The 14,840-nt window shown below is 65.4% G+C and carries 16 protein-coding genes and 3 tRNA genes; 12 read left to right on the top strand and 7 right to left on the bottom strand.

Annotation, left to right across the window (positions count from 1 at the left end):
* Positions 1–115 precede the first annotated feature (115 nt).
* The 5 genes from cysK to BKX93_RS08655 all read left to right on the top strand — a co-directional run bounded on the left by cysK (position 116) and on the right by BKX93_RS08655 (position 3,712).
* Positions 116–1,048: a cysteine synthase A gene (cysK, locus tag BKX93_RS08675; RefSeq protein WP_046166813.1), complete on the top strand. Its 933-nt coding sequence runs from the start codon at positions 116–118 to the stop codon at positions 1,046–1,048.
* A gap of 92 nt (positions 1,049–1,140) precedes the next feature.
* Positions 1,141–1,614 (top strand): hypothetical protein, encoded by a 474-nt coding sequence (locus tag BKX93_RS08670; protein WP_046158178.1) that lies wholly within the window; start codon positions 1,141–1,143, stop codon positions 1,612–1,614.
* The gene (locus BKX93_RS08665) at positions 1,614–2,021 is read left to right on the top strand and encodes a YchJ family protein (RefSeq protein ID WP_046166814.1); all 408 of its coding nucleotides are present in this window, start codon (positions 1,614–1,616) and stop codon (positions 2,019–2,021) included. Before BKX93_RS08670 ends, BKX93_RS08665 begins: the two co-directional genes overlap by 1 nt.
* Positions 2,022–2,115: 94 nt before the next feature.
* Positions 2,116–3,147, top strand: a complete 1,032-nt coding sequence (locus BKX93_RS08660; protein ID WP_070979535.1) for a histone deacetylase family protein — start codon at positions 2,116–2,118, stop codon at positions 3,145–3,147.
* Positions 3,148–3,424: 277 nt separating this feature from the next.
* Positions 3,425–3,712 (top strand): hypothetical protein, encoded by a 288-nt coding sequence (locus BKX93_RS08655; RefSeq protein ID WP_046158150.1) that lies wholly within the window; start codon positions 3,425–3,427, stop codon positions 3,710–3,712.
* A 62-nt stretch (positions 3,713–3,774) separates the two neighbouring features.
* On the opposite strand, the gene BKX93_RS08650 is transcribed toward BKX93_RS08655, so the two are convergent.
* Together BKX93_RS08650 and dcd are read right to left on the bottom strand one after the other, a co-directional pair.
* Entirely contained in the window at positions 3,775–4,251 is a 477-nt protein-coding gene (locus BKX93_RS08650) for a glutathione peroxidase (protein WP_046166816.1), read from the bottom strand.
* Between the two features lie 270 nt (positions 4,252–4,521).
* On the bottom strand, positions 4,522–5,094 hold the full coding sequence (dcd, locus tag BKX93_RS08645) for a dCTP deaminase (RefSeq protein WP_070979533.1): 573 nt from the start codon (positions 5,092–5,094) through the stop codon (positions 4,522–4,524).
* A 226-nt stretch (positions 5,095–5,320) separates the two neighbouring features.
* Here dcd and BKX93_RS25085 point away from each other — a divergent pair, with 226 nt between their 5' ends.
* From BKX93_RS25085 to BKX93_RS08625, 4 genes are all read left to right on the top strand, one after another.
* Positions 5,321–5,551 (top strand): FeoA family protein, encoded by a 231-nt coding sequence (locus BKX93_RS25085; protein ID WP_070979531.1) that lies wholly within the window; start codon positions 5,321–5,323, stop codon positions 5,549–5,551.
* Positions 5,548–7,317 (top strand): ferrous iron transport protein B, encoded by a 1,770-nt coding sequence (gene feoB, locus BKX93_RS08635; protein WP_070979530.1) that lies wholly within the window; start codon positions 5,548–5,550, stop codon positions 7,315–7,317. Before BKX93_RS25085 ends, feoB begins: the two co-directional genes overlap by 4 nt.
* A 47-nt stretch (positions 7,318–7,364) precedes the next feature.
* On the top strand, positions 7,365–7,832 hold the full coding sequence (gene bfr, locus BKX93_RS08630) for a bacterioferritin (protein ID WP_070979528.1): 468 nt from the start codon (positions 7,365–7,367) through the stop codon (positions 7,830–7,832).
* A 141-nt stretch (positions 7,833–7,973) separates the two neighbouring features.
* Complete coding sequence (locus tag BKX93_RS08625) at positions 7,974–8,924, top strand: dihydroorotate oxidase (protein ID WP_083340482.1); 951 nt, start codon at positions 7,974–7,976, stop codon at positions 8,922–8,924.
* 10 nt (positions 8,925–8,934) lie between these two features.
* Here the strand turns inward: BKX93_RS08625 and BKX93_RS08620 are convergent, their stop codons facing one another.
* The 4 genes from BKX93_RS08620 to BKX93_RS08610 form a co-directional block, all read right to left on the bottom strand.
* Entirely contained in the window at positions 8,935–9,714 is a 780-nt protein-coding gene (locus BKX93_RS08620; protein ID WP_046166819.1) for a DODA-type extradiol aromatic ring-opening family dioxygenase, read from the bottom strand.
* 108 nt (positions 9,715–9,822) lie between these two features.
* Positions 9,823–9,999, bottom strand: coding sequence for a hypothetical protein (locus tag BKX93_RS25080; protein WP_186009510.1), 177 nt, complete (start codon positions 9,997–9,999; stop codon positions 9,823–9,825).
* A gap of 111 nt (positions 10,000–10,110) precedes the next feature.
* The gene (locus BKX93_RS08615; protein ID WP_070979526.1) at positions 10,111–11,556 is read right to left on the bottom strand and encodes a catalase; all 1,446 of its coding nucleotides are present in this window, start codon (positions 11,554–11,556) and stop codon (positions 10,111–10,113) included.
* A 269-nt stretch (positions 11,557–11,825) separates the two neighbouring features.
* Positions 11,826–12,821: a recombination-associated protein RdgC gene (locus BKX93_RS08610; RefSeq protein WP_070979524.1), complete on the bottom strand. Its 996-nt coding sequence runs from the start codon at positions 12,819–12,821 to the stop codon at positions 11,826–11,828.
* 96 nt (positions 12,822–12,917) lie between these two features.
* Here BKX93_RS08610 and BKX93_RS08605 point away from each other — a divergent pair.
* The 3 genes from BKX93_RS08605 (at position 12,918) to BKX93_RS08595 (ending at position 13,286) form a co-directional block, all read left to right on the top strand.
* Positions 12,918–12,994: transfer RNA gene (locus tag BKX93_RS08605), tRNA-Pro, on the top strand.
* Positions 12,995–13,071: 77 nt separating this feature from the next.
* Positions 13,072–13,148 (top strand) — tRNA-Pro (locus BKX93_RS08600).
* Positions 13,149–13,210: 62 nt separating this feature from the next.
* A tRNA-Thr gene (locus BKX93_RS08595) sits at positions 13,211–13,286 on the top strand.
* A gap of 148 nt (positions 13,287–13,434) precedes the next feature.
* Here BKX93_RS08595 and BKX93_RS08590 read toward each other — a convergent pair.
* Positions 13,435–14,835, bottom strand: a complete 1,401-nt coding sequence (locus BKX93_RS08590; RefSeq protein ID WP_070979523.1) for an amidase — start codon at positions 14,833–14,835, stop codon at positions 13,435–13,437.
* Positions 14,836–14,840: the final 5 nt, after the last annotated feature.

Genomic DNA, 14,840 nt, shown 5'->3' with positions numbered 1-14,840 from the left:
AGCCGGAGTTTGGTTTGCTGGATATAAGCAAACAATATTAGGTCGCCCGCATTGTATTGATTATGATGCCGTGGAATATCGGCATCGTCATTTTAGCAGGATGAGGAATAAGATCATGCGCATAGCCAATACCATCACCGACCTGATCGGCAACACCCCGCTGGTCAAGCTCAACCGCGTCACCGAGGGCGTCGGCGCCACGGTTGTCGCCAAGCTGGAGTTCTTCAACCCGGCGCACAGCGTCAAGGACCGCATCGCGGTGGCGATGCTGGACGCGGCGGAGGCGGCCGGCAAGATCGGCCCCAACACCGTCATCATCGAGCCGACCTCGGGCAACACCGGCATCGGCCTGGCGATGGTGTGCGCGGCGCGCGGTTACAAGCTGGCGATCACCATGCCGGAATCGATGAGCAAGGAGCGCCGCCAGTTGCTGAAAGCCTACGGCGCCGAGCTGATCCTGACTCCGGGCCCGGATGGCATGGGCGGCGCCATCGCCAAGGCGAAGGCGTTGGTCGACGAATTCCCCGACACTTATTTCATGCCGCAGCAGTTCGAAAACCCGGCCAATCCGGAAATCCACCGCCACACCACCGCGGAAGAAGTGTGGAACGACACCGATGGCCAGGTGGACATCTTCGTGGCAGGCGTGGGCACCGGCGGCACCATCACCGGGGTCGGCGAAGTGCTGAAGGCGCGCAAGCCCGGCGTGCAGATCGTGGCGGTGGAGCCGGACGCGTCGCCGGTGCTGTCCGGCGGTCCCAAGGGGCCGCACCCGATCCAGGGCATAGGCGCCGGTTTCGTGCCGGCCATCCTCAACACCGGCATCTACGACGAGATCATCCGCGTCAAGAACGAGGACGCGCTGCAAGTGGCGCGCGAAGTGGCCACCAAGGAAGGCATCCTGGTCGGCATCTCGTCCGGCGCGGCGGTGTGGTCGGCGCTGCAACTGGCCAAACGGCCGGAAAACGCCGGCAAGCTGATCGTGGTGGTGATCCCGTCCTTCGGTGAGCGCTATCTGTCCACCGTGCTGTTCGAGCATCTCGGCTGACGCCGGCAGCCCGTCTCTTGTCCTCGCCCGCAATCGATCGCAATACGTTTGCCGTTGACGGCGCGCGGGCAGGGCGGGCTACAATGGCCGCCATGAAAAGACAGCTCATCGCTTTCTCCCTGCTGGGCTCGCTGACCGCTTGCAGCGCGCTGCAGCAGCTGGGCGTGCCCATCCATTCCGGCTCCGGCGCCTCGTCCCGGCCGGCGCAATCGGCCCCGCCGCGCGCGTCCGGCAAGGTGGACCAGTTGCTGGCCGAAGCCAACCGGCTGGCCGACAAGGTCAAGTCGGGTGAACTGACCCGCACCGCGGCGGCCGACCAGATGAACGCCGCCCGGCTGCGCATCGCCGGCGGCAATCCGGTCGACAACGACAACTTCGCCGTCTACCGCCAGCTGACGGTGGAGCGCGACGCCGGCCGCATCGATTCCGACGCTTTCCGCGCCAAGCTGGAAGCGCATCTGCGCGAATGGATGCGGCGCTGGCCCAAATACTCGCCCAAGCCGGCCGATCCGGCGTTCTCCAATTTCCTGCTCAAGCTGTACGGTCTGCCGCCTCTGGGTTACTGATGAAGCCGAAGAAACACGCGAACGCCGCCTGCCCCTGCGGCGGCGGCGAACTGGCGGCCTGCTGCGGCCGCTACCTTGGCCCGGATGCGCCGCCGGCCCCGACCGCGCAGGCCTTGATGCGTTCGCGCTACAGCGCCTACGCGCTGGGGCTGGAGGCTTACCTGCTGGCCACCTGGCATCCGTCCACCCGGCCGGAGGCGCTGCATCTGGACGAGGACGCAGGCGTGGTGAAGTGGATAGGCCTGGAGGTGAAGCGCTGCGAAGCGGGCCTGGAGGCGGACGGGGAGGGCGTGGTGGAGTTTGTCGCCCGCTGCAAGGTGGGCGGCAAGGCCGAGCGCATGCATGAGACCAGCCGTTTCCTGCGCGAAGACGGCCGCTGGTATTACGTGTCCGGCCTGGTGGCCTGAGCGGCGCTTGTCCTGGCGCAAGTTCGCGCCCATCAATGTTTGACCACGCGGCGCCATGGCGGGAGCATAAGGCATTCCTCTGCGGGAGAACGCCATGCTCACCGTCTATTCTGATTCCCACCGCCTGCAGCACGGCCAGTCCGAGCTGATCGACGGCACTCTCAAACCCTGTTTCGAAACCCCGTCCCGCGCCGACATGGTGCTGGCCGCCGTCCGCGAGCGCGAGCTGGGCGACATCATCCATCCGCGCCGCCACGGCCTGGATCCCATCCTGCGCGTGCACGACGCCGACTACGCGCGCTTCCTGGAAACCGCCTGGCAGCGCTGGAGCGACATGGGCCGCGACTATGACGCGCTGCCGAAGATGTGGCAGGTCCGCCGCCTGAGGGAGGCCATCCCCGATCACGTGGAAGGCCAGCTCTGCTATTACTCGATGGATTGCGGCACGCCGATCACCGCCGGCACCTGGGCGGCGGCGACCGCGGCCGCCGATACCGCGCTGACCGGGGCCGACAGGCTGATCGGCGGCGAGCGCGCGGCGTTCGCGCTGACCCGGCCGCCCGGCCACCACGCGGCTTTCGATTACTGCGGCGGCTACTGCTTCCTCAACAACGCCGCCATCGCCGCCCAGGCGCTGCGCGACAGCGGCATGCGCAAGGTGGCGGTGCTGGACGTCGACTACCACCACGGCAACGGCACTCAGGACATCTTCTACCGCCGCGCCGACGTGCTGTTCCTGTCGATACACGGCGATCCGCGCACCGAGTACCCGTTCTTCCTCGGCTTCGCCGACGAAAAGGGCGAAGGCGAGGGGCTGGGCTACAACTTCAACTTCCCGCTGCCGGCCGGTTCCTGCGTCAGCACATGGTTTATCGCGCTGGACTGCGCGCTGGATCAGATCGCCCGCTTCGGCGCCGAGGCGCTGGTGGTATCGCTGGGCGTGGACACCTATCGCGGCGATCCGATCTCGCGCTTCCAGCTCGACTCTCCCGATTTCGTCACCCTGGGCGCGCGGCTGGCAGGGCTGAAACTGCCGACGCTGTTCTGTCTGGAGGGCGGCTACGCGGTGGGGCCGATCGGGACCAATGTGGTCAATGTGCTGGCTGGTTTCGAGGCGCGCGGCTGACGCGGTTTTTTGCCGGACTTTGGCCTATGCTCAAAGAGTCTTTCGCCGCCATGATGGCGGGCGCCGTCGGCGCTCGAGTCGCGGGTTTGGCGACGCCTGGATGGCCCGTTATTGCCTGCTGCCAGGGCGCGCTGGCGGAGGCAGGACAACGGGGACGCCTAGGCCCCACGAATGAAACGACCGGGCCCTGCAGGCGGTCGGCGGGCGCGGAAAGGCACAGGCCGCAGGGGTCGGGCAGGACCCGGCGAAGATGAACGAGAGAGCAGGGGAGGGCGGAATGGGACTGGCCTTGAAAACCTTGTTGGCGGAGCTGGAAGCCCAGCGCGCGGCTTGCCCGGATGCGGCAGCCGAGTTGGAGCTGACGGTGGTGCGCAGGCTGGAGGTGCCGCTGGACATCACCGCATGCCGCGAATTGAGGGCGCTGGCCCATGTGTTCAACGGAGATCAGTCTGAACTGGCCGCGGCGGTATTGCGCGCGGCGTTGATGGATATCCAGGAACATCTGGACGACGATCTGGATCTGTTGGCGGAGATCGCCAAACGCCACATCGATTCATGCGCATAGGCGGGTAGACCCGCAGCGCCGCCATACAGGCGGCAACGGAGCCGGGCAGCGCCCGGCTCTTTTCATTGCAGCAGCGCTTCGATCCTGGCTGCCAGTTTTTCCGGCCGGGTGAACGGGGCGAAGCGCGCCACCACGCGTCCCTTGCGGTCCACCAGGAACTTGCTGAAGTTCCAGCGCACCGGCCGGCCCAGCAGGCCGCGTTTCTGTCGTTTCAGGTATTGCCACAGCGGATGGGCGCGGGCGCCGTTGACCTCTATCTTGTCGGCCATCGCGAAATCCACGCCGTAGTTTTTCTGGCAGAAGGCGCCGATCTCGGCGGCGGCGCCAGGTTCCTGCTCGCCGAACTGATTGCAGGGAAAGCCTATCACCGTGAGTCCCTGCTCGCCGAAGCGGCGGTGCAGTGTCTCCAGGCCGGCGTACTGGGGGGTGAAGCCGCAGCGGCTGGCGGTGTTGACCAGCAGCAGCACGCGGCCGCGGTAGTCGGCCATCGCCTGTTCGCCGCCGTCCAGGCGGCGGAAGGTGAAGTCGTAGATGTTCATGGATGACAAGGGGGAGAACAAAAAACGATGATGGCTTCAGCGCGGCGGGCTGGCAAGCGGACGGAGCATAAAAAGGGGGCGCAGCGGCAAGGGGGAACCGCGACGCCCCAAGAAGAAACAGCTTGCTGTGCAAAGGGTCGGCACAACCGGGATGTCAGCTAACCCTTTGTTTAGCCTAGAACAGATGCCGGAAATTGCGAGCGGCTTTTGCGCGCGGCGCAAACAAAAAGGATGGCGGAAGCCATCCTTTTCTCGCGCGCTTCCGCTGGCTCAGGGGCGCGGCAGCGTGACGCCCACCTGGCCCTGGTACTTGCCGGCGCGGTCCTTGTAGGACACGTCGCAGACTTCGTCCGACTCGAAGAACAGCACCTGGGCCACGCCCTCGTTGGCGTAGATCTTGGCCGGCAGCGGCGTGGTGTTGGAGAACTCCAGCGTCACATAGCCTTCCCATTCCGGTTCGAACGGGGTGACGTTGACGATGATGCCGCAACGGGCGTAGGTGGACTTGCCCAGGCAGACGGTCAGCACGCTGCGCGGAATGCGGAAGTATTCCACCGTGCGCGCCAGCGCGAAGCTGTTGGGGGGAATGATGCAGTAGCCCTTGCCCGACACTTCGACGAAAGAGTTGGGGTCGAAGTTTTTCGGGTCGACGATGGTGCTGTTGATGTTGGTGAACACCTTGAATTCGTCGGCGCAGCGGATATCGTAGCCGTAGCTGGAGGTGCCGTAGGAGATCAGCTTCTGGCCGTCGGCGGCCATTTTCACCTGGTTGGACTCGAACGGCGCGATCATGTCGTGCTCGTCCGCCATCCGGCGTATCCACTTGTCCGATTTGATGCTCATGGTCGTAGGCCCGTTAGTGTCGATGTGTGCGATGCCCGGGATTTTACCCGCTTCGCGCCATGTCGGGTGGCTGAAATCCGCAGGGCGCAAGCGCCGGGGCGTTGCGCGAAGGGGAGGCGGGCTTGACCGAGGTCAAGCGCCAGGCGGATTGCGGCAATATGCCGCAGGCCGGCGGCAGGAGCTTCGATATACTAATGCAAACTATTCGCATTATCTGGGAATTGCTATGCAGTCATTGGATGGCTTTCCGGCCGGCGCCTGCGGCGTCGTGGACCGGTTGGACCTGAGCGACGAGGCGTTTCGCCGAGTGGCCGCCTTCGGCTTGGTGCCGGGCAGCCGTTTTCATCTGCGCCGCGCCGCGCCCTGGGGCGGCCCGCTGCTGCTGGAGGTGGGCGCCACCCGCTTCCTGCTGCGCCGCAGCCTGGCCCGCCATATTCAGGTGAGGGCGGCGGCATGAAGCGTTTCGCGTTGATAGGCTTGCCCAATACCGGCAAGTCCACCTTGTTCAACAGGCTGACCGGCATGTCGCAGCGGGTCGGCAACTGGCCGGGGCTGACCGTGGAGCTGATCAGCTCGCGCCTGCTGCTGGGCGGCAAGATGGTGGAGTTGATCGACCTGCCCGGCGTCAACGACCTCACCGGCTATACCGACGACGAGGCGGTGGTGCGCGACGTGCTGCTGTCCACGCCGTTCGACGGCGCGGTGCTGGTGCTCAACGCCAGCCAGTTGGACCGCCAGTTGCCCTTGGCGCTGCAGGTGATCGCCAGCGGCCTGCCTTGTCTGGTGGCGCTGAATATGGCCGATGAGGCCAGGCTGCTGGGCATTTCCGTGGATGTGGAGGAGTTGGCCGAGCGGCTGGGCGCGCCGGTGGCGTTGGTGTCGGCCAAGCGGATGGAGGGCTGGCCCAGGCTGAACGAAGCGCTGAACCGGCTGGCCGCGCGCTCGGACCCGGCGGCGCACGCGCAACTGGAGCAAGTGCCTGAATCGCAGCGCGCCATCGACCAGGCCCGCCGCGCGCTGGACGGCTGCTGGCGGCTGCCGCCGGTGCTGCCGACGCTGCTCTCCGAGAAGGTGGACCGCTGGCTGCTGCATCCGTGGCTGGGCCTGCCGCTGTTCTTCGCCTTCATGGCGCTGCTGTTCAATCTCACCTACCAGATCGGAACGCCGCTGCAGGACGCGGTGGGCGGCGGCCTGGATTGGGTCAAGGACCATGCGCTGGCGCCTATGGTGTCCTCGCTTCCGGCCATTCTGCAGAGCCTGCTGCTGGACGGCGTGTGGCAGGGCGTGGCCACGGTGCTGACCTTCGCGCCGATATTGTTCGTGTTCTTCGTGCTGATGGCGATGGTGGAGGACAGCGGCTACCTGGCGCGCGCCGCCTTTCTCACCGACGCGATGATGGCCAGGCTGGGCCTGGACGGCCGCGGCTTCGTGATGCAGCTGATGGGCTTCGGCTGCAATGTGCCGGCCATCATGGGCACCCGGGTGATGCGCGAGCGCAGCCAGCGGCTGCTGACCATGCTGGTGATCCCGTTCTCCTTGTGTTCGGCGCGGCTGCAGGTGGTGGTGTTCTTCGCCGGCATCCTGTTCAGCAAGAGCCAGGCGCCGTGGGTGGTGTCCGGTCTCTACTTGATGACTTTCGTCGCCGCCATCGTCACCGCATGGGTGTTCAAGCATCGCTACCGCGGCGACGAGGCTTTTCTGCTGGAAGTGCCGCCATACCGGCTGCCGGGCGCGCGCCACATGCTGACGCGGGCGGCGGCCGAGGTGAGCGCCTTTCTGCGGCTGGCCTCCACCTTCATCCTGGCTGGCGTGGTGATGGTCTGGCTGCTGACCCACATCCCGGCCGGCGACGGCAAGACCCTGGCTTACGCGCTGGGCGCGGCGTTGTCGCCGGTGCTGGACCCGATAGGCATACGCGCCGAGCTGGCGGTGGCGCTGCTGTTCGGATTCATCGCCAAGGAGATTCTGCTGGGCAGCCTGGCGGTGATCTACGGCGTGTCCGAGGCCGGTCTGGGCGGGGTGCTGGTTCAGCATCTGGATTGGGTGTCGGCGATGAGCTTCCTGATTTTCACGCTGGTGTACGTGCCCTGCCTGTCCACGGTGGCGGCGATGCACCGCGAATCGAAAAGCTGGCGCTTCGCCGCGATGTCGGTAGGCTGGTCGGTGCTGCTGGCCTGGTCGCTGTCTTTCGTTTTCTACCAAGGCGTGCATCTGTTGCGGTGAACGCCTAGAATGACGGTTTGCATGACCCGGAACCACAGGACAAAAACATGAAGGGCGATCCCAAGACCATAGCGCTGCTTAACGACCTCCTGGCCGAAGAGCTGTCCGCCGCAGACCAGTACTTTATCCATGCCGAGATGTACAAGGACATGGGGCTGAGCAAGCTGTTCGAGCGCATCGACCACGAGCGCGAGGACGAACTGGAGCACGCGCGCACGCTGATCGCCCGCACCCTGTTCCTGCAGGGCCGCCCCGATGTGGCCCGCCGCGTGCCGATCAAGGTGGGCGAGGATGTGCCGGCGATGCTGAAGGCTGATCTGGAAGTGGAATACCGCGTCGGCGCGCTGTTGAAGGAAGTGATCGCCCACAGCGAAAGCGTGCGCGACTACGTGACCCGCGACGGGCTGATGGTGCTGCTGGAGGAAACCGAGAACGACCACGCGCACTGGCTGGAGCAGCAGTTGAAGCTGATCGAGCTGATGGGCGTGGAAAACTACCAGCAGGCGCAGATGTAAGGCTTGCCGCCATCGCCAGCATGCCCGGCCGCAAGCCGGGCATTTTCTTTGGCGGATGCTCCAGCCTTGACCCCGCTCAGCATCGCCGCCGGTATTTCCCCGCACAATCAAGGACATTCCACTTTCAGCCGAAAGCTTCAAATGTCCGACGACCATGCGATCGATCTGTCCGTCACCTGGCTGGGCCAGACCATGCCTGGCTGCCTGTACAACGCCTCCGGCGTCTGGTGCCGCGAGACGGATGAACTGGAGGCGGTGCTTGCTTCCGCCGCCGCCGCGGTGATCACCAAGAGCGCCACGCTGATGCCGCGCGACGGCAACCCCGAGCCGCGCTATTGCCGCACGCCCCTGGGCAGCATCAATTCGATGGGCCTGCCCAACCGCGGCTTCGACTACTACCTGGACTACGCGCGCCGCTATCGCTACGGCAGCGGCAAACCGCTGTTCCTGTCCTTGTCCGGCCTGTCGCTAGACGACAATTGCGGCATGCTGAGGCGTCTGGCCGAGGAGGGATTGCCGGCGGTGCCGGAAGTCAATCTGTCCTGCCCCAACGTGCCGGGCAAGCCGCAGCTGGGCTACGACTTTGCCGCGACGGCCGAGGCGCTGGACGCTTTCGACGCCGCCTATTCCGGCTTGTACGGCGTCAAGCTGCCGCCTTACTTCGACCCCGCCCATTTCGCCGCGATGGCGGAGATACTGAACCGCCACCCGCGGCTGGCCTTCGTCACCTGCATCAACTCGATAGGCAACGGCCTGGTGGTGGACGTCGACAGCGAGGCTGTGGTCATCAAGCCCAAGGACGGCCTGGGCGGGCTGGGCGGCGATTACGTGCTGCCGACCGCGCTGGCGAATGTGCGGGAGTTTTACCGGCTGTTGCCGGGCAAGGACGTGGTGGGCTGCGGCGGGGTGAAGAGCGGGCGCGAGGCCTTCATGCACATCCTGGCCGGCGCGCGCGCGGTGCAGGTGGGCACCTGCCTGTACCACGAGGGGCCGGGTGCCTTCGCCCGCATTGCCGGCGAGCTGGCCGCGCTAATGCGGGTCAAGGGCTATCGCAGCCTGGACGCGTTCCGCGGCAGGCTGCGCGCCCTGTAGGCGGTTTTCCTTAATCGAAGCGCCAGCACGCCATCGACAGCGAGCCCATCCGCCAGTCGTCGTGCAGCTTGACCGGAACCGCGTCGTCGTCCGACGCGCCCAGCGCCACCAACAGCGGCTGGAAGTGCTCGTCGCTGGGGTGGTTCTCGTTCGGGTAGGGCGCGCGCTGTTGCCAGTGAATGATGTCGTCGCGGCGGTTTTCCAGCAGCGCCTGGTCCATCCAGCCGGCGAAGCCCGCCGCCCAGGGCGCGGGTTCGCTGCCTTCCGGGCTGAGCTCCCACAGATTATGCGTGTAGCTGCCGCTGCCCATCACCAGCACGTTTTCGTCGCGCAGCGGCTTGAGCGCCCGGCCCAGCGCATAATGCTCGGCGGCGCCTGCCTTGTGGTGCAGCGAGATCATCACCAGCGGGATGTCGGCCTGGGGAAACATCAGCAGCAGCGGCGTCCACATGCCGTGGTCCAGCGGCCGTTCGGCGGTGGCGGCCACCGGCAGGCCGGCAGCATCCAACAGGCCGATCACGCGTTCGGCCAGCGCCGCGTCGGTGGCGGCCGGGTAGCGCAGCGTGCGCAGCACCGGCGGAAAGCCGCCGAAGTCGTACAGGGTGTCGGGCCTGGGCTGCAGATTGACGGTGAGGGCGCGCGTCTCCCAGTGGGCGGACACGATGACGATGGCGCGCGGGCGCGGCCAGTCGCGGCCCAATTGTTCCAGGAAGTGGCGGGTGGGGCTGTCTTCTATCGGCAGCGTAGGCGCGCCGTGGGAAATGAACAGCGAGGGTTGTCGGGTGGTCATGATCTGTTGCCTGCAATGAGGGTATGGCAACAGCTTACGCCGGCATGGCGGTTAAAAAAACGCCGGTTTTCTCACTTAATTGTTTACTTTTGTTCAATAAATATCGGTTCAACGCGCGGCCGACGCCGCCACGGGGCGCGGCGCTGGCGCTACGCCGTGTTGCAGCCACAGCAGGCAGCCGGCGCAGAAGATGGCCAGGCCCAGCCAACGCCGCCAGCGGCGGCGCGGCGCAGGGGCGGGTTTGTTGGCCTTGTGGCGGGATGGGAAGGGGCTGACGGTTTGCATGGCGGCTCTCACGTGAATGGCTTTCCATAATAATGATAATGATTATCATTTAAATCAAGAGGGAAGAAAAAGCCGGCGGAGCTTTCGCCCGGCCGGCCGCTCAGCTCTGCGTCAGATCTTCAGGCCCAGCGCCTTGGCCACGCCGGCGCCGTATGCGGGGTCGGCCTTGGCGCAGTTGGCGATGTGGCGGCGCTTGATCGCCTCGTCGACGCCGCCCATCGCGCGGGCGGTGTTGTCGAACAGCACTTGTTGCTGGGCCGGCGTCATCAGGCGGAACAGCGCGCCGGGCTGGCTGTAGTAGTCGTCATCGTCCGCGCGGAAGTCGTAGTGGTAGGCGTTGCCCTGCAGCGCCAGCGGCGGCTCGTCGAACGCCGGCTGCTGCTGCCACTTTCCCTGGCTGTTCGGCTCGTAGCCGATGGTGGCGCCGGCATTGCTGTCCACCCGCATCGCGCCGTCGCGGTGATAGCTGTTGTGGAAGGGGCAGCGCGGCGCGTTGACCGGGATCAGGTGGTGATTGACGCCCAGCCGGTAGCGCTCGGCGTCGCCGTAGGCGAACAAGCGGCCCTGCAGCATGCGGTCGGGCGAGAAGCTGATGCCCGGCACCACGTTGGCCGGGTTGAACGCGGCCTGCTCCACGTCGGCGAAGTAGTTCTGCGGATTGCGGTTCAGCTCCAGCACGCCCACTTCGATCAGCGGGTAGGCCTTGTGCGACCACACCTTGGTCAAGTCGAAGGGGTTGAAGGGACAAGCGTCGGCCTGGGCTTCGGTCATCACCTGGATGTACATGGTCCAGCGCGGGAAATCGCCGCGGTCTATGCTCTCCAGCAGATCGCGCTGCGCGCTTTCTCGATCCTGGCCCACCAGCTTTTCGGCCTCGGCGTCGCTCAGGTTCTGGATGCCCTGCTGGGTGTGGAAGTGAAACTTCACCCAGTGGCGCTCGCCCTTGGCGCTGATCAGGCTGAAGGTGTGGCTGCCGAAGCCGTGCATGTGGCGGTAGCTGGACGGAATGCCGCGGTCGCTCATCACGATGGTGACCTGGTGCAGCGCTTCGGGCAGCAGCGTCCAGAAATCCCAGTTGGCGTTGGCGTCGCGCATATTGGTGTACGGATTGCGTTTCACCGCGCGGTTGAGGTCGGGGAATTTCAGCGGATCGCGCAGGAAGAATACCGGCGTGTTGTTGCCCACCAGGTCCCAGTTGCCTTCCTCGGTGTAGAACTTGACGGCGAAGCCGCGGATGTCGCGCTCGGCGTCGGCCGCGCCGCGCTCGCCAGCCACGGTGGAGAAGCGCAGGAACAGATCGGTTTTCTTGCCGACCTGGGAGAACAGCGCGGCGCGGGTGTAGCGGCTGATGTCATGGGTGACGGTGAAGGTGCCGAAGGCGCCGGAACCCTTGGCGTGCATCCGGCGTTCCGGAATCACTTCGCGGTCGAAATGGGCCAGTTTCTCCAGATACCAGACGTCTTGCAGCAGCATCGGACCGCGCGGGCCGGCGGTCTGCACGTTCTGGTTGTCGACAACCGGGGCGCCGGCGGCGGTGGTGAGGTTGTGCTTGCTCATCCTGCTTTCTCCTTGAGTGGGGCGAATCGACGGAAGGGAACTCATTGCAGCCAGGCGAAGCCGGACCACATTTCCAGCAAGGTTTGATGCCAGTTTTGTTTCATGACTCTCTCCCGATAGTTGACGCTCGCAGTATCCGCAAGTTTGATAGTTTTGTTAAATCAATTATTTTAAGTTGATAGTTAGTTTTTCTTAATGACGGAAAATGGGCCGCGCGCGGGCGCAAAAAAACCCGGCGGGGCCGGGTTGTTCGAGGATGGGATGAGGGATCAGTCCCAGGGCACGTCGACGGCGCTGCCCGCGTCGGACGGGGCCGATTGCGGAGCTTGCGTCTGCGTCGGCGCGGCCGCCGCCGGCTGCGCCTGGCTGTCTTCCAGGCCGCCCAGCGCTTCCACCAGCGCCTCCACCAGTTCACCCAGTTCTTCGCTCATCAGGATGAAGGTGGCTTCGAACAGGCTTTCGCGGTCGTCGCCGGCCTGGCTGGCCTCGTCCTGCAGCATGTCCAGGAACTGGATGCGCTTCAGTTGCAGGGTGTCGGTCAGCTGGAAGCGGATTTTCTCGTTCCAGATCAGGCCCAGCTTGGTGGCCTGCTTGCCGGTGGCGATGTGCTGGCGGATCTCGTCGCTGGTCAGGTCGATGCGGCTGCAGCGCACCACCGCGCCGTTTTCGCTGCCGTCCTTCAGTTCGCAATCGGCGTCCAGCTCGAAGCCGCCCGGCGCTTCGCCGGCGGCCAGCCAGTCGGTCATCGCGGTGTGCGGCGCGATCTGGGTGCGCGGCAGCGCGGCGGGGAAGGGCGGCAGCGCCTCGCGCAGCTTGGAGACCAGCGCCTCGGCCTTGCTGGACGAGCCGGAGTCCACCATCAGCCAGCCGCGGGCGATGTCCAGGTAGGCGCTGGTGCGGCCGCTGCGCACGAAAGCGCGCGGCAGCAGGTCGTCGGTGATCTGCTCTTTCAGCGCCAGCTTTTCCTTGCGGCCGACCTTGCGCAGCTCCTTGTCTTCGATCTCCTGCACCTTCATGTCGACGAAGTCGCGGATCACCGAAGCCGGCAAAACCTTGTCCTCGCGGCGCATGGAAACCATCAGGCTGCCGCGGGCGGCGTAGACCGGCGCTTCCAGGTGTCCGGCGGGCGGAACCCAGCCTTCGCTGAACCAATCCAGGCCCATGCAGGGTTGAAACGGACGTTTTTCCAATGCCTGCAACAGCTTATCGGCGTCCACCAGGCTTTCGCCGCTCAAACGATAAAAAGATAGTTGCCTAAACCACATATTTGTTCCATAATGCGCGTCCTCTGAAGCCGCTGATTGTACCGCAGCAAGCGATGCAGCAGCAGTTTTTCAGACAAGCAGTTTGTAAGCGGTCGTCGGAGTGTAGCTTAGCCTGGTAGAGCGCTACGTTCGGGACGTAGAGGCCGGAGGTTCGAATCCTCTCACTCCGACCAGTTAACAAATTGCTTGTCAGAAAATGAAGTCTGAGGTAAAGTAGCTTCCCTCGACGCAAGTCGAAAAGCAGCAAAATCGGAGTGTAGCTTAGCCTGGTAGAGCGCTACGTTCGGGACGTAGAGGCCGGAGGTTCGAATCCTCTCACTCCGACCAGAATTCAAAAAAGCCTTGATTTTCAAATTCAGAGAATCAGGGCTTTTTTTACAGATTGGTTCGCCGGTATAGCTCAGTTGGTAGAGCAGCGCATTCGTAATGCGAAGGTCGGGGGTTCGACTCCTCTTACCGGCACCATAAAGATCAAGGGCTTAGTCGCGAGACTAAGCCCTTTCTTTATTGCCCGCTTTTTTGCCCAAATATAAACAGGGCCCATTTTGAATCGCCGGATATTGGATCTGGAATTCAAAATGGGCCCGTTGTTTTATTGTCGGGAATGATTTGCCTAAACCGGACGCCAGGCCGGCAGCAATCGCTCCAGGTGCGCGGCCGCGGCCAGCAGCTGGTGTTCGTCCCAATGGCGGCCCACCAATTGCAGCCCGATCGGCATGCCGCTATCCGGGCAGCGGCCGGCCGGAATCACCGCGGCCGGCGAGCCTGTGAGGCTGAACGGGAACACGTAGCGGTAGGCGCCCGGTTCGCGCAGCGATTCGCCGTGACGGAAGGCGACGTCCGGATAGACCGGGCAGATCAGCACGTCGATGTCGCGGAACATCATGGCCAGCCGGTGGCGGACCGTGTCCCGCGTCACCAGCGCCGCGCGCAGCTCGTCCACGCTCATTTCCAGTCCGGCGCTCCACTCCAGCAACTGGGCGATGGGCGCGGAGAAGGCGGTCTTGCCCATCCGGCCGAATAGCTGGCTCCAGCCGCGGCCGCCGTCGCCGCCCAGCACCAGCACTTTCCATAAAACATCGAAAGCCTCGTCCACCATCGGCGGGACGATGTCCGTCACCGACGCCGCGGCGCCGTCCAGCAGCGCCGCCGCATGCCGCAGCAGCGCGGAAGTAGCCGCGGAGGGCCGGGCCGGACCGGCGTTTTCCTGCCAGACGCCGATGCGCAGCGCGGACAGCGGCTGTTCGCGGTAGTCGCGGAACGGCGCCGGCACGGTGTCCGGGTCCTGGCCGTCCGGGCCGCTGATCAGCTCCCCCAGCAGCGCGACATCGTCGACGCCGCGTCCCATCACCGCGAACGAGGAGCTGAGGTGGAACAGGCCGGAGCGGTCGTGCGGAAACTGGCCGGTCAGCGGCGCGCGCCATTGCGTCAGCTTCAGCCCGCACACGCCGTTGAAGTGGGCGGGCACGCGCACGCTGCCGCAGGCGTCGGACGCCAGCCCGCCCGGGCTCATGCCGGCGGCGATGGCGGAGGCCTCGCCGCCGCTGCTGCCGCCGGCCGAGCGCTCGGGATCGTGCGGATTGAGCGTGCGGCCGTACAGCAGGTTGTCGGTGTCGAAGGCCATGCACATTTCCGGCACATTGCTGAGGCCGAGGGCGACGGCGCCGGCGTCGAACAATCGCTGGACCACGGTGGCGTTGGCTTCGCTGGCCGCGCCGCGCAGCTCGCGCACGCCGCGGCTGGGGTGGAAGCCGCGGACGTGGCAGGCGTCCTTCAGGCTGAGCGGCACGCCGTGCAGCGGTCCCTGGAGGCGGCCGCGCCGCAGCGCGGCGTCGGCGGCGTCGGCTCCAGCCAGCACCCGTTCCGGGGGCGCCTGCTCGATGATGGCGTTCAGCCGCGGGTTGCGCTCGGCGATGCGCGCCAGGTAGTGCTCGGCCAGGTCGCGGCTGGCCAGGCGGCCGCGCCGCTGCAGGTCCACCATCTCCCGCAGGCTCAGGGCGTCGATATCGTGCATGGGCA

The organism is Chromobacterium vaccinii, from assembly GCF_001855275.1.
Classification (GTDB): domain Bacteria; phylum Pseudomonadota; class Gammaproteobacteria; order Burkholderiales; family Chromobacteriaceae; genus Chromobacterium; species Chromobacterium vaccinii.
Note: the sequence above shows the minus strand (reverse complement) of the source record. Positions and strands in the feature narration are given on the sequence as shown.